Source organism: Trichocoleus sp. AS-A1, assembly GCF_039962015.1.
GTDB lineage: Bacteria > Cyanobacteriota > Cyanobacteriia > Cyanobacteriales > FACHB-T130 > FACHB-T130.
In genome coordinates, this window is sequence record NZ_JAMPKG010000049.1 from 22,335 (window position 1) to 34,863 (window position 12,529).

13 protein-coding genes and 1 pseudogene are annotated in these 12,529 nt (G+C 46.8%); 8 read left to right on the top strand and 6 right to left on the bottom strand.

Annotation, left to right across the window (positions count from 1 at the left end):
• Positions 1 to 125 precede the first annotated feature (125 nt).
• Positions 126 to 1,529 carry a DUF2079 domain-containing protein gene (locus NC994_RS24895; protein ID WP_190440410.1) on the top strand — a complete coding sequence of 468 codons (1,404 nt, stop codon included), beginning with the start codon at positions 126 to 128 and terminating at the stop codon, positions 1,527 to 1,529.
• Positions 1,530 to 1,559: 30 nt separating this feature from the next.
• Positions 1,560 to 2,240 carry an acetoacetate decarboxylase family protein gene (locus NC994_RS24900; protein WP_190440412.1) on the top strand — a complete coding sequence of 227 codons (681 nt, stop codon included), beginning with the start codon at positions 1,560 to 1,562 and terminating at the stop codon, positions 2,238 to 2,240.
• Between the two features lie 269 nt (positions 2,241 to 2,509).
• On the opposite strand, the gene NC994_RS24905 is transcribed toward NC994_RS24900, so the two are convergent.
• The gene (locus NC994_RS24905; RefSeq protein ID WP_190440414.1) at positions 2,510 to 2,989 is read right to left on the bottom strand and encodes an orange carotenoid protein N-terminal domain-containing protein; all 480 of its coding nucleotides are present in this window, start codon (positions 2,987 to 2,989) and stop codon (positions 2,510 to 2,512) included.
• A gap of 236 nt (positions 2,990 to 3,225) precedes the next feature.
• On the opposite strand from NC994_RS24905, the gene NC994_RS24910 reads away from it, so the two are divergent.
• Positions 3,226 to 3,417 carry a hypothetical protein gene (locus tag NC994_RS24910; protein ID WP_190440416.1) on the top strand — a complete coding sequence of 64 codons (192 nt, stop codon included), beginning with the start codon at positions 3,226 to 3,228 and terminating at the stop codon, positions 3,415 to 3,417.
• Between the two features lie 12 nt (positions 3,418 to 3,429).
• On the opposite strand, the gene NC994_RS24915 is transcribed toward NC994_RS24910, so the two are convergent.
• The gene (locus tag NC994_RS24915; protein WP_190440419.1) at positions 3,430 to 4,863 is read right to left on the bottom strand and encodes a 1-acyl-sn-glycerol-3-phosphate acyltransferase; all 1,434 of its coding nucleotides are present in this window, start codon (positions 4,861 to 4,863) and stop codon (positions 3,430 to 3,432) included.
• A 78-nt stretch (positions 4,864 to 4,941) separates the two neighbouring features.
• Between NC994_RS24915 and NC994_RS24920 the strand changes: the two genes are divergently transcribed.
• From NC994_RS24920 to NC994_RS24930, 3 genes are all read left to right on the top strand, one after another.
• On the top strand, positions 4,942 to 6,750 hold the full coding sequence (locus NC994_RS24920) for a proline--tRNA ligase (RefSeq protein WP_190440422.1): 1,809 nt from the start codon (positions 4,942 to 4,944) through the stop codon (positions 6,748 to 6,750).
• Positions 6,751 to 6,944: 194 nt separating this feature from the next.
• Positions 6,945 to 7,763: a DUF2993 domain-containing protein gene (locus NC994_RS24925; RefSeq protein WP_190440425.1), complete on the top strand. Its 819-nt coding sequence runs from the start codon at positions 6,945 to 6,947 to the stop codon at positions 7,761 to 7,763.
• Between the two features lie 89 nt (positions 7,764 to 7,852).
• A complete protein-coding gene (locus NC994_RS24930) occupies positions 7,853 to 8,503 on the top strand; it encodes a GerMN domain-containing protein (RefSeq protein ID WP_190440428.1) in 651 nt (216 codons plus the stop codon).
• A gap of 8 nt (positions 8,504 to 8,511) precedes the next feature.
• Here the strand turns inward: NC994_RS24930 and NC994_RS24935 are convergent, their stop codons facing one another.
• The 3 genes from NC994_RS24935 to efp form a co-directional block, all read right to left on the bottom strand.
• Positions 8,512 to 8,865: a metalloregulator ArsR/SmtB family transcription factor gene (locus tag NC994_RS24935; RefSeq protein WP_190410537.1), complete on the bottom strand. Its 354-nt coding sequence runs from the start codon at positions 8,863 to 8,865 to the stop codon at positions 8,512 to 8,514.
• 327 nt (positions 8,866 to 9,192) lie between these two features.
• Complete coding sequence (accB, locus tag NC994_RS24940) at positions 9,193 to 9,711, bottom strand: acetyl-CoA carboxylase biotin carboxyl carrier protein (RefSeq protein ID WP_190410538.1); 519 nt, start codon at positions 9,709 to 9,711, stop codon at positions 9,193 to 9,195.
• Positions 9,712 to 9,856: 145 nt separating this feature from the next.
• On the bottom strand, positions 9,857 to 10,414 hold the full coding sequence (efp, locus tag NC994_RS24945; protein WP_190440430.1) for an elongation factor P: 558 nt from the start codon (positions 10,412 to 10,414) through the stop codon (positions 9,857 to 9,859).
• A gap of 195 nt (positions 10,415 to 10,609) precedes the next feature.
• Between efp and NC994_RS24950 the strand changes: the two genes are divergently transcribed.
• Both NC994_RS24950 and NC994_RS24955 read left to right on the top strand, forming a co-directional pair.
• Positions 10,610 to 11,746, top strand: coding sequence for a peptidylprolyl isomerase (locus NC994_RS24950; protein WP_190440433.1), 1,137 nt, complete (start codon positions 10,610 to 10,612; stop codon positions 11,744 to 11,746).
• Between the two features lie 99 nt (positions 11,747 to 11,845).
• Positions 11,846 to 12,157: a hypothetical protein gene (locus NC994_RS24955; RefSeq protein WP_190440436.1), complete on the top strand. Its 312-nt coding sequence runs from the start codon at positions 11,846 to 11,848 to the stop codon at positions 12,155 to 12,157.
• 272 nt (positions 12,158 to 12,429) lie between these two features.
• On the opposite strand, the pseudogene NC994_RS24960 reads toward NC994_RS24955, so the two are convergent.
• A pseudogene (locus tag NC994_RS24960) lies at positions 12,430 to 12,529 on the bottom strand (IS982 family transposase); the annotation flags it as partial.

A 12,529-nucleotide genomic window follows, 5' to 3' on the forward strand; every position in this document is an offset into this window, starting at 1 on the left:
AAGGATATTCTTTCTATTTAAAATGTCAAAAAATTCAGCTTTTCACTTTTAGGTTGGGTTTAGATTAGGACGTAAAGTAACCAGCAATCGCTAATTCTCTGCGTTCTCTGCGGGAAAAACATCTTATGAAAGAAAAACGAATTAAGCCGAGTGTCCTGTCATTGATGATTGGCGCAAGTGCCGTAATATTATTCGCGTGTAGTAGTCTACGACACTCCATGTTTCAATCGGGGGCTTATGACTTGGGAATTTATGACCAAGTGGTTTATTTAATGAGTCAAGGACAGCCGCCAATTTCTTCGATTCTAGGCTTTCATCACATGGGAAACCATGCTGCTTGGGCGGTTTATCTATTGTCTTTCCTGTACAAAATTTATCCCAATGTTCATTGGTTGTTAGTAGTACAAGCCATCGCTTTGTCTTTAGGTGTTTTACCAATGTGGCACCTAGCGCGTCAAGCGGGGTTGAAAGAATCGCAAGCAATCACAATATCAGCAGTCTACTTGCTTTACCCGCTGATTTTTAATGCAAATTTATTTGAATTCCATCCAGAAGTGATGGCGGTTCCCGCATTTTTAGCAGCGGTATGGTGTGCTAGACAAAATCGAATTGGCTGGTTTTGTGTCAGTATTATTTTTATTTTGGGGTGTAAAGCTGTTTTATCCCTTACTGTCACAGCAATGGGGATTTGGTTGCTGCTGTTTGAGAAGCGGCGTTTACATGGTGCATTTGCCCTTTGTGCTGGTATCGCTTGGTTCCTAATTGCAACTCAGCTAATTATTCCATCTTTCAGCGGTAGCGAAGTAGCAGCCGTTTCACGTTACAGCTATCTCGGTAACTCGGTTCTAGATATTGCTAGAAATCTCCTGTTTAAGCCTGGGTTGATATTGGGAAGAATTTTTTCATTCAAGACACTCGAATATCTGGCACTGTTGGTTTTGCCGGTAATTTGGGGACTTGCTCCCCGCCACATGACACCTCTAGTCAGTGCAATTCCTGCTTTGGTGTTAAACATTCTTTCCGACAAACCACACCAACGGGATTTACTCCACCAATATTCTTTGCCAATTCTGCCTTTTCTGATGCTAGTTGTCATTTCCAGTCTTGTTGCCAATCGAATTTGGCTGCGAAACAAACGGGCAATCATTGTGTGGTCGCTAGTAGCTTTCTTAGCATTAACAAAGTATGGTTATTTTTGGTCGAAATATCAAAATTCTGTTGATACTTGGCAAGCAGCGCGAGAAGCGATCGCTCAAGTTCAAACGAAAGGCGGTGTGTTAACCACCAATCGGATTGCACCTCATTTAACTCACCGCCAGACGATCAAATTAGTGGACGATCTGAGTCCGCTCCCTGCCGATCTATCTCCTTTTGAGTATATATTGCTCAATGTACGTTATCCAGGCGGTGCTGGCGGGACTGGTAGCCAAGAGTTCGCTGCCAAGCTGGCAAATCAACTAAAAAATACCCCAGGATTTCAATTAACCTATCAACGTGATGATGTTTATTTGTTTAGGAAAAAGTCTTAATAAAAATGAATATGATTGTAGGAGTTGAAAATGTCATATCCACAAGCACCTTGGACACTCCAGGGTTACGCGCTACAAACCCTGCACTTGATAGATGTTGAGCGATCGCGTCCCTTCATCCCTCCAGAGTTAGAAATCGTCTCAGTTTTTCCAGGAAAAACCCTAGGCGGGGTTTATCTTTCCTACTACGGATCGGGTTCCGTGTTGGAGTATAGCGAGTTAATTGTTATCCCAGCGATGGTCAAATATGAAGACAAGTTCGGCGGTTGGGTGTCCCACATCTATGTAGATAATGCCGATTCTGTTGCTGGTGGGAGAAGAATCTGGGGTTTACCGAAGGAACTTGCTGAGTTTACCTGGGAAAAAGGCGATCGCGCTGGTGTCACCGTCCGTCAAGGCGATCGGTTACTATGCAGTCTCAGCTACACAGACGCCCTATTGCCCATCTCTACATGGTGGCGACAGCCATTAATCGGAACTGCGTTTAGTAGCCAAAATTACGATTTGCTTTTCTTCAAAAGTCAGCTTGAATCTCAACTAAAGGCAATGAGTGGCAAGCTAGAAATCCCAGCAGAAAGCCCTTTTTCCCAGTTAAACTTAGGTCAGCCTTTACTAACTGTTTACTGCGACGAGATGAATTTAGTAGTCGGTGCGCCAGAAGCAGTAGGCACAACAGTAACAGCCAGGGAAGTTGAATTTAGCTACCCTTAAAAACTAAACTTCTTGCGAAACTTGCTGTAGCTCACACATTACAACTTGGAGCTACACAAACGAATCGGCCTCTCGGAATTCATCTGGGCTAAAATTCCAAAGTCTCAAAGCTTCAAGTCCATTTTGATGGACTTGAGCTGTTACCCCGGAATTTGAATTTCGAGTAGGCTACCGGATTTGTGCAAAATATCAGTAAAAAAACCCGCTAATTGCTTAACAACATAGCGGGGGTATAAAGGAGGAATTCAACAGGAAATTAAATATTCTTTCTAGATGTCAGAACCCCCAGCAGCCTCAGCACCCATCGGTAGCACCGCACCGCGTAGAAAATCGATTTGGTGCTGGAAGTCCATTCCTTCAATTTTCGCTAGCAAGTCTTTTCCAGCTTGGGAAAGTTCATAGTTAGAAGGCATCGGAATGATGGTACCACTATCCATTCCTTGCGCTAAAAAGTACCAAAACGCTAGTTTGGTTTCTGGACTCAGAGAACCATATTCGCGGCTAATTTGTGTATTCGCTTTAGAAGCAATGTCACGCTGAACTTGCAGCTGTTCTTCATGGGATAGTTCCTTAACTTGATTGAACAATCCCTGAGCAATCTCAGAACCAGAAGCACCTGGAGCGGCTGGTGTAACAGATTTACCCATCTTGGTGTACACAAACCACAGCACGGCAAGCTGCTGGTCTACATCCATGCCTTGAAAAGCTTGTTTACCTTGATCGTATGCGTGTAAAGTGCCTGATGTCATACTTAACCCTCCAGAAAATTAATAATTGCTTTGTCTCTTTTGTTCAAGAAACAGGTTTTCACTTACTTAAAGAAAATTAACGAATAAATCATGTAAGTTTAACCCCGCTAGAGACAGATATGATCCCCATTAGAAATCCATCAATAAGATGGCAAAGATGTCACAAGATTTCTAACTAAAGGAAGACGTAAGCAGAGAAGTCGTCATTGGCTATTCAGTAGCCGGACGGAATAAACTTGGAGATTTTCGCAGGTTGGGGAAACACCAGGAAACTCAACGCTGAAATTCTTTTTCAGCATTTATTGCAAAAATTAATTGGGTTTGTCCTGAGTACAGCCGTTATGAATAATTTGGATGAAATTATTACTCGCGATCCGCAAGATTTTATAAATGCCATCCTGCGGATTTTTACGAGCCAACTTATTTAAGAACTGGGGATTTCATCCAGCCGAAGCAATCAAACCTTCCATCGCGTGTTGCAAATCTTTAGTCAAATCAGTTACTGCAAGTCTCGCACCGTGGCGATTTGCCTGATAGACTGGGTAGCGTTCTGAAACCGAGATGGGTTGCCCTACACTCATCTCTACCCGTTGCTTACCTAATCGAGGACGCTGGAAGGGATTGCTGCCTTTGATTCGAGTTACCATATCCCATAAAAGTAAGGTAGTTTCGGCAAAACGCTCTACGGTTGGTTTTTCTAGAACATATTGTCCAGTTACGGCTACAAAAGTTTCTACCAACCGCATATGCCATATCCGAAGGCTGGCTTCCTCAGCAATTCGATTCGCCAATCCGCGTTCTAAGGGAGACAGCGCTTTAATATTCTTCAGGTCTTCTCGATAGATATAATTCCAGCCAGCCGCCTCTAGACGACGACAACGGTCAATCACACTTCCCTTGGATGGCAGGTTAAAATACTCTTCTGCCACTTTTAACGCCACGTTCAGTAGTGCTTGAAGTCGAATCGCCAAAGCTTCATTCGCATTGTTCTGTGACGCTTCTACAGTTGGCAAATTTTGATGATAAAACCGAGTGTAAAACTCCTCCATCAAAGAGAGTAAATGTTCGCCTAGACGACACAGCCGCTGGTAGAGAGAAGCTTGGAAAGGTTGCAGGTTAGCAGATGAATTCAAACCTTCACCCTTCAACTCTTGTTCGCCCTTCAACTTCCCTTCTGGCAAACCGCTCGCTACTTCCAATTCGCCTAAAAGCTTTTCTATCTCTTTCCAGGGAGCTTCGACGTAACGGTATTTAATGCCCACTGGCACAATTAAAACTTGCTCCCCTCGTCCAGCCTTCTGCAAATCTTCAGCACACCAAAAGCCTAATTGTGCGATTCCGGGTTCTAGAGGGCTGATAATCTCATTGTGACCATTGGTGGCTCCTTCTGGGGAAGCGGTTATCGGAAACCGAGCATTGGTAAACAGGTCACGCGCCGAACGCAATCCCATCCAGTCTGCCTTACCGCGATGGATAGGGGTACCACCTAAGCGAGAATAGAGCCAGCCCATGTGCGCTCCCGCCCATAAAGGAATCCCTCGGTCATAAAGAAAGTGGGCATGAATCGGGTGCTGTAGTGAGATACCCTTTTCTCGTGCCAGCCGCGGTACTAATTTCCAAAGCAGATAGCTCATGCACAGCGGATCTTCAACTCTGGGATGGCGAAATGCCATCATAAAGCGGATCTTCCCATCCTGAAATTGGCGATATAAATCGACTAAAATCTCAACGTTTTCTGCTTGAATTTGGGTAATCGCTGTTTGGGAACGTATGCAGCCAGGTAGCACTTGTTGGGCGGCTCGTAAAACCAGGGGGTTGAGCGCCGGTGGAATAAATTCTAGAGGAGGCTGAGCCGCACTCATTAAATCGGGCAAAGTGGTTTTCTTGTGAACTTGTGGACATTCTAGACTTAACTGAGATATCGATTATCCAATCTGTAGAGGGAACCAGCGATGCGACTGTCACAAATGTTTTTTGTCACTCTGCGGGAAGAACCGGCGGAAGCGGAAATCCCCAGCCATAAATTACTGCTCCGTGCAGGCTACATTCGTCGCATCGGGAGCGGTATCTACGCCTATTTACCCTTCATGTGGCGGGTGTTGCAAAAAATCTCTCAGATTGTGCGGGAAGAGATGAATGCAACCGGCGCACAAGAGTGTCTACTCCCGCAACTACAACCCGCTGAATTGTGGCAGCAGTCGGGGCGCTGGGATACTTATACCAAAGCTGAAGGGATCATGTTCGCCCTGACAGACCGCCGAGAGCAGGAACTGGGGCTGGGGCCAACGCATGAGGAAGTGATTACAGCGATCGCTCGTGATATGATTCGCTCCTACCGCCAGTTGCCTCTGCACCTCTACCAAATTCAAACTAAGTTTCGGGATGAAATTCGCCCAAGATTTGGTTTGATGCGAGGACGGGAATTCATCATGAAGGATGGCTATTCGTTCCACGTCGATGAAGAAAGCTTGAAAAAAACTTATCAGGATATGCACCATGCTTACAGCAAGATGTTAAGCCGGACTGGTTTAGCCTTCCGTGCTGTAGAAGCTGATTCCGGTGCGATTGGGGGGTCTGGTTCTCAAGAATTTATGGTACTGGCTGAAGCCGGGGAAGATGAAGTTCTCTACACCGAAGATGGCAAGTACGCCGCCAATGTGGAAAAAGCGGTTTCTTTACCTGCTGACATCGAACCATCTCCGTTTAACACTTATGAGAAGCGGAAGACGCCGGACGCCGATACCATTGATAAACTCTGTCGATTCCTCAAGTGTTCGCCGACTCAAGTGGTGAAAAACGTCCTCTACCAGGCAGTTTATGACAACGGCTTGACGGTGCTGGTACTGATTAGTATCCGGGGCGACCAAGAAGTTAATGAGGTAAAGTTGCACAACGCTCTGACAAAATTGGCACCGGAATACCAAGCCAAAACAGTGCTATCTGTAGAGGTTCCAGCGGCGGCGCTTCAGCAACTGTGGGCGACGAGACCTCTACCTTTGGGCTATATCGCCCCCGACATTGCAGACGATTACATCTGTTCGGCTAAAAATTTAGCTCCCCGGTTTTTGCGGTTTGTCGATAAAACTGCGGTCGAGCTAAAAAACTTCGTCACAGGTTCTAACGACTTGGAATACCATGTTGTCGGTGCTAATTGGGGCAAGCAGTTTAAGTTACCAGAAGGAGTCGTAGATATCCGCAAGGCACGACCGGGCGATCGCGCAACTCACGATCCCGCTCAAACACTCCGTACTGCCCGTGGCATTGAAGTGGGGCACATTTTCCAGCTAGGTAACAAGTATTCTCAAGCAATGGGAGCCACTTACACCAGCGAACAAGGTGAGGAAATTCCCCTGATAATGGGTTGTTATGGTCTGGGTGTTTCGCGGTTAGCGCAGGCAGCCGTAGAGCAATCTTATGACAAAGATGGAATTATCTGGCCTGTTGCGATCGCGCCCTATCACGTCATCATCTCAGTTCCCAACACCAGCGACGCCCAACAAGTGGAAGTTGCCGAAAAACTATACACCCAGCTGAATCAAGCGGGAATCGAAACCCTTTTAGATGACCGCGATGAACGAGCGGGAGTAAAGTTCAAAGATGCCGATTTAATCGGGATACCCTATCGAATCGTAACCGGGCGATCGCTCAATAGCGGTAAAGTGGAAGTCGTTGAACGGGCGACTCGCAAATCTCAGGAAATTCCTGTGGAGGAAGTCGCGACCACTTTAAAGCAGCGGATTGATGCTGCTTTAAATCAATAACAATTCACCCCAAAGGCACAAAGACACGAGGTTCTCATTCTGTGTCTTTGTGCCTTTACGCTTCAAAAAACCCTTGGATGAGCATTTGATGCCAAGGCGCTTTTATCACTTTTATCACTCCTAAAAACTTTGCGTCTGTGCGCGTGAATTTAGAAAATCACGTAATTGTGCACCAGAAAATTTAAGCGACAACTATGGAATTTATAGCAATTTTTTTATCTGGTTTGCTTGTTCTCGTTTCCCCTGTTAATTTTGCCATTGACCGCATCGCTGCAAATGCCATTCGTTCACGGTTTGATAAAGTGGAGCAGTTGCAAGTCCGCGTTGACAATGCTCCAAATTTCCAAATCGTGCGAGGAAAAGTTGAGCGAGTGCGGATTGGTGGGCGAGGGTTGTGGGTAACGCCAGAATTCCGGATTGCAGAGCTGGAAATAGAAACCGACCCCATTAACCTGGATGTGGCGCGTCTCCGGCAGAAGCGAGTGCGACCGACCGAATTGTTGAAGGAACCTTTACAAGCTGGGGTGCGTTTGGTGATTACCCAGCAAGATATTAATCAAGCTTTACAGTCACCCGCCGTTAGCGCTCAATTGCGTAAACTGGGAAGCCGCATTCTTGGCAGCAACGCTGATATGCTGGTTCAGCGCTATGAGTTTGTCAATCCTCAAGTGGAATTTCTGGGAGATAACCGGCTGCGTTTCCAGTTGGAATTGCAGGAGCCGGAAAATGCAGATAAACTGGTTGTCTCGGTGGAATCAGGGCTAGGTATCGTGTCTGAGCATCAGTTGCAATTGATCGAGCCAAATGTCTTGGTCAATGGGATGCCAGTGCCACCCCTCCTGGTTGCCTCCTTCGTGTCCGGTCTCAATAGCCGCTTGGATCTACGCACCTTGGAAGATAGAGGGATTGCTGCCCGACTCCTAAAATTAGATTTAAATCAGGAACAACTAGAGTTAGCTGCATTTGTGAGGGTAGAAAAGCCAGACACAGCTTCCGCATCTACGCCGCGTTAGAATTATCCGGAGCAGCGCTCGTCTTCACTGTATTCCTCAACAAAACCTCCTCACCAGCATCCAAATAAATTTTAAGGAGGGAAATTGATATGAAAATTCAACAACCAGGCCGTCGAATCGGGATTGGCATCGCCGTTAGTGTTTTGGCGATGGCTTTGGCGGCTTGTAGCCCAGGGGAACAACAGGCAGCAAAGAGAGACTCTTCACCAACACCATCAGCTACGGCTATCCAACCGACTACTTCGCCTCAGGCGTCTGTGCAGCCATCTGTGCAACCCTCTGTGCAGCCGTCCGCTCAGCAACTATCTAGTCAGAAGACGGTTCAAGTTTACTGGCTCAAGAGTAGTGGTAGCAAGATTGAGGTGGTGCCCGCTCCGGTCAAAATACAGGCAGGAGTTAAGTCTGAGAACATTCTAGAAGGTGCGTTCAATCGTTTGTTGGCAGGCCCGAACGATCCGGCTTACAGCAGCACGATTCCCAAGGGAACGCAGCTACGAAATCTGGATGTTCGGGAGGATGGTGTTCACGTAGATTTGTCCCAAGAATTTACTGCTGGTGGCGGTAGTGCCTCGATGACAGGTCGCGTGGCGCAAATCCTCTATACAGCCACCAGTATCAATCCCAATACCAATGTTTGGATTGATGTAGAGGGAAAAAGGTTGGAAGTTTTGGGCGGTGAAGGGTTGGAACTCAATCAGCCTCTGACTCGCCAAAACTTTGAGAAAAATTTTGATTTATAGGGCTTTGTTTACTTTCTCGCGCTTAAGCTAAAGTCACGGAAGTGACGGGCTTGCTGTTCAATCCGAGCGGCAAGGCGATCGCAAACTAAGTTACATAATTCAAAAATCAACTCATCTTCCACTTTGTAATAAGCCGATGTCCCTTCGCTGCGGCGACTCAGGATACCGGCTTGCAGCATCACTTTTAAATGCTTAGAAACGTTAGCCTGACTGGTTTGTGTTGCCTCAACCAATTCTTGTACGCATTTCTCGTCGTCGCGCAGGAAGTTCAAAATCCGCAACCGCATTGGTTCGCTCAAGATGCTGAAATACTCTGCAAGTTGTTGTACAACTTCTGGTGGTACAGACAAAGCTTGTCGCATGAGACTAACCAGAAATGATAGTTCATCCTGATTATATATGATGTTTTTTGGTTAATAACTATTTAGTAATTGTTAAATTTCTTTTGTTGATTAATATTGTAAACCGGGTAACTTTAGATACGATTTCTTAAAGGAAACTTCGTAGAATTAAATAATGGAAATATGCGTATTTAGCAAAATTAATCGATATTTCCATTATTTAGAAGGAATTTTTTAGACAATTAAATTATACAAAAAAGTTTACTCCAAAAATAGAAAAATTTTGGAAATAAACTTTTTGGGCGATTCATGGCAGATGCCTCCGCGCAACGTTGACAAACGCTAAAGTTATTCGGGGTTAATCCGCATCAGCGGTTGACCATACTCAACAGGTTCGCCGTTTTGAACCAAAACTTCTATCACCGTACCGGACACCTCGGCTTCAATTTCATTCATCAGCTTCATTGCCTCAATGATGCAGACGGTTTGTCCGGTACGGATGCGATCGCCCACTTCCACAAATGGAGAATCATCCGGTGAGGGAGCGCGATAAAACGTCCCCACCATCGGTGATTTGACATCTTCGAGTCTTCTATCAATGGGAGAACCAGCAGTGGTCGGCGGGGCAGTTCGTGGCACCGCCTCTAAGTTCGGGCTGGACGGCATGGACGGAGATGCCTGGGAGGGGGGAGCCGAGACTTCGGGACTCCCACTCCCTGCCAGGGCGGGTGGCAAGACCGGCAAACCTCCGCGCGGATCTTTCCGCACGGTGAGTTCAAAATCAGCGCTTTTGAGTGTCAACTCTGTAATATCGGTTTGCGCGATCGCTGCCAGCAGTTCACGGAGATCGTTGAAGTCTATGGACATGAGAAAAAGGATGTCAGTAGTCAGGGATTAATTGTTGCTTGGTAGAGACAAGGGTAAATCTCGTCTCAAGGTCAGTGTCAGTTGTTGGTTGTTGGTTGTTTCTTCTGTACCGCTGACCCCTGACCACTGACTAAAAACTTTTGCATTATTCTCGACCCAGATAGGTATCGCTACGGGTATCAATCTTGATCCGCTCTCCGACCGTGATAAACAGGGGAACCATCACCTGGGCACCTGTTTCCACGATTGCGGGTTTCGAGCCGCCAGTGGCGGTATCGCCTTTGAGACCGGGATCGGTTTGCGTCACTTCCAGCACTACGGAGTTGGGCAGTTCCACTTCCATGATCTGCTCGCCCCAGCTGATGACGTTCACTTCCATGCCTTCCTTAAGGTACTTTACGCGATCGCCAATCTGAACCGCATTCAGGCTTGCTTCTTCATAGGTTTCCATGTCCATAAACACGAACTGGTCGCCTTCTTTGTAGGTATGCTGCATCGTGCGCTTTTCCAGATTTGCCTGGGGCACCGTTTCTGCGGCTCGGAAGGTTCGTTCCACAACGGAGCCTGACTGCACATTTTTTAGCTTAGTGCGGACAAACGCAGCTCCTTTCCCTGGCTTAACGTGGAGAAATTCTACTACCCGCCACACAGCTCCATCTAATTCAATGGTGACGCCAGTTCTAAAGTCGTTACTCGAAATCATGAATCTTTATCTAGGGGAGAACAATCGGCACCTCATTTTACCGCGAGCGGAGGTTCTTCCTATTACTCGTAGATCGATCGGCTGCGTCTAATGTCGCTGGGTCGGGACACCCGTGTGGCAAGATTAAAAATGGAGTTTTTGGTAAGCGTGAAAGCTTCAACCGCAGTCGGGAAAGCAGCATGCAGGAATTAATTTATGCTTGATTCAAACCGTTCCACGCTCGATTGGTTCAAACGCTTGGCTTTAACAGGCGTCTTAGTAGTGCTGATGATGACACTCTCAGCAGGACTCAGCGCTGCTTGGTGGGATTCTGGCAAAACTGCCCGTGATAGTGGATTGCCATCGGGAAATGCCATCACAGATGGTAAAGCTTTGTTACGGTATGCCCTACCCATTGACAATCAAGCAGTGCGGGAAATGCAAGCCGATTTAGAAGATATTTCCATACAACTGCGAAGTAAGCGTTGGAGTGCGATCGCCAGCGATGTTAGCAAGGCATCTCGAATTTTAAGCGATCGCTCCTCCGACTTGCTCGCGGGCGTCTCTCCGTCGCAAAAATCTCAAGCAGAAGCCCTAATTGCGAAGATAGAAGACCAATTCGGGAAGCTTCGAGAAACCGTGGAAGCCAAAGATAAAGAACAAACTCAGGCGGAACGGGGCAACGTTCTCGATCTCGTGGGTCAGCTAGAAGAGCTAATGGTGCCGGGATTCCCCTTCGAGGTGCCCTCAGCCTACAGTAATCTGCCTCAACTCAAGGGACGCGCCACCATAGAAATGACAACAGAGAAAGGCCCCCTGACCCTAGTAGTAGACGGTTACAGTGCGCCCGTGACTGCGGGTAACTTTGTGGATTTAGTCCAGCGTGGTTTCTATAACGGGCTAGAATTTGTCCGCGCCGAAGACTCCTACGTGCTGCAAGTGGGAGATCCTCCCGGCCCAGATCAGGGGTTTATTGACCCAGAAACTGGCAAATACCGGGCGGTTCCGTTAGAAGTGCTGGCGAGAGGGGACAAAGAACCCACCTATGGCATTACCTTAGAAGACGCGGGGCGTTACCTCGACCTACCTGTGCTTCCTTTCTCAGCTTATGGTGCCTTAGCAATGGCTCGTCCGGAAACAGAACCCAACGGCGGTTCTTCTCAGTTCTTTTTCTTCCTGTTTGAGCCAGAACTAACCCCAGCCGGTCGTAACCTGTTGGATGGGAGATATTCAGTTTTTGGCTATTTAACGAAAGGCAAAGAAGTTCTGGAAAAACTCGATGCAGGCGACAAGATTGTCTCGGCTAAAGTAATCCAGGGCGTGGAGAATTTAGTCCAGCCACAAGCCGCATAAACATCACAGGGCGATAAAGAGCTATTAATAGGGTGGGTGGGACGGCAATGCCAGCATTGCGCGATCGCCCACCCTCTCTGCTATAAAATTAGGAAATTTATGGCAATTATTGAGGTAATTTTTGTCATCACTGTCAGTGTGATGGCGGGTTTTTTTGTTTACAGTACCTCCCAGCAACGACAGCAGCAGATGCAACTAGAAAATGCTTTTTATCAATTGCTGGAAGCTCAAAATAGTTGTATTTCGCTCATTCAATTGACAGCAGCAGCAAGAGTAGATGTCCCATTAGCGAAGGAATACCTGGATCGTCAGGTGCAGATGTTTGGGGTGCTGCCAGAAGTAGATGCTGATGGAGATACCTTTTACCGCTTTCCTAAGCTGAAGCGGGATTCGGCTTCAGACAAGAATTAGCGTGAAGTGAGGAAATAGAGCGATAGCGAAGCGCTGACTTGTCAGTTCGCGTTTTTTTGGGGAGTAGATGAGCCGCAATTTGCTTCTCTTTTCTCTCTTATTTTCTGGCAAATCCGCTTTAAGTTTTTGCGCCTCTATAGTAATCCGATTAGAGTTGTCAGATGCTTGCGGTTTGGATACCCGGCTTCTCCCTCGAAGTCGGGTATTTTGCCTTCAGGAGCAATAATGGTAGGTGTAGCTCCAGACGAATTCTAGTATCACCTGAGTTCGGGTTAAGCCGAAGGGAGGAAAAACGCATTGATATTGAGAGAGGGCTTCTTAGGCTGATGGCAATAGGCAATTAATCCACAGACCAAATTCACCAAGAAATTG

Bases quoted from the DNA above. Each gene is read 5' to 3' on its own strand.
- NC994_RS24895 (WP_190440410.1), top strand. From the start codon at position 126: ATGAAAGAAAAACGAATTAAGCCGAGTGTCCTGTCATTGATGATTGGC.
- NC994_RS24900 (WP_190440412.1), top strand. From the start codon at position 1,560: ATGTCATATCCACAAGCACCTTGGACACTCCAGGGTTACGCGCTACAA.
- NC994_RS24905 (WP_190440414.1), bottom strand. From the start codon at position 2,989: ATGACATCAGGCACTTTACACGCATACGATCAAGGTAAACAAGCTTTT.
- NC994_RS24920 (WP_190440422.1), top strand. From the start codon at position 4,942: ATGCGACTGTCACAAATGTTTTTTGTCACTCTGCGGGAAGAACCGGCG.
- NC994_RS24925 (WP_190440425.1), top strand. From the start codon at position 6,945: ATGGAATTTATAGCAATTTTTTTATCTGGTTTGCTTGTTCTCGTTTCC.
- NC994_RS24930 (WP_190440428.1), top strand. From the start codon at position 7,853: ATGAAAATTCAACAACCAGGCCGTCGAATCGGGATTGGCATCGCCGTT.
- NC994_RS24935 (WP_190410537.1), bottom strand. From the start codon at position 8,865: ATGCGACAAGCTTTGTCTGTACCACCAGAAGTTGTACAACAACTTGCA.
- accB (WP_190410538.1), bottom strand. From the start codon at position 9,711: ATGTCCATAGACTTCAACGATCTCCGTGAACTGCTGGCAGCGATCGCG.
- efp (WP_190440430.1), bottom strand. From the start codon at position 10,414: ATGATTTCGAGTAACGACTTTAGAACTGGCGTCACCATTGAATTAGAT.
- NC994_RS24950 (WP_190440433.1), top strand. From the start codon at position 10,610: ATGCTTGATTCAAACCGTTCCACGCTCGATTGGTTCAAACGCTTGGCT.
- NC994_RS24955 (WP_190440436.1), top strand. From the start codon at position 11,846: ATGGCAATTATTGAGGTAATTTTTGTCATCACTGTCAGTGTGATGGCG.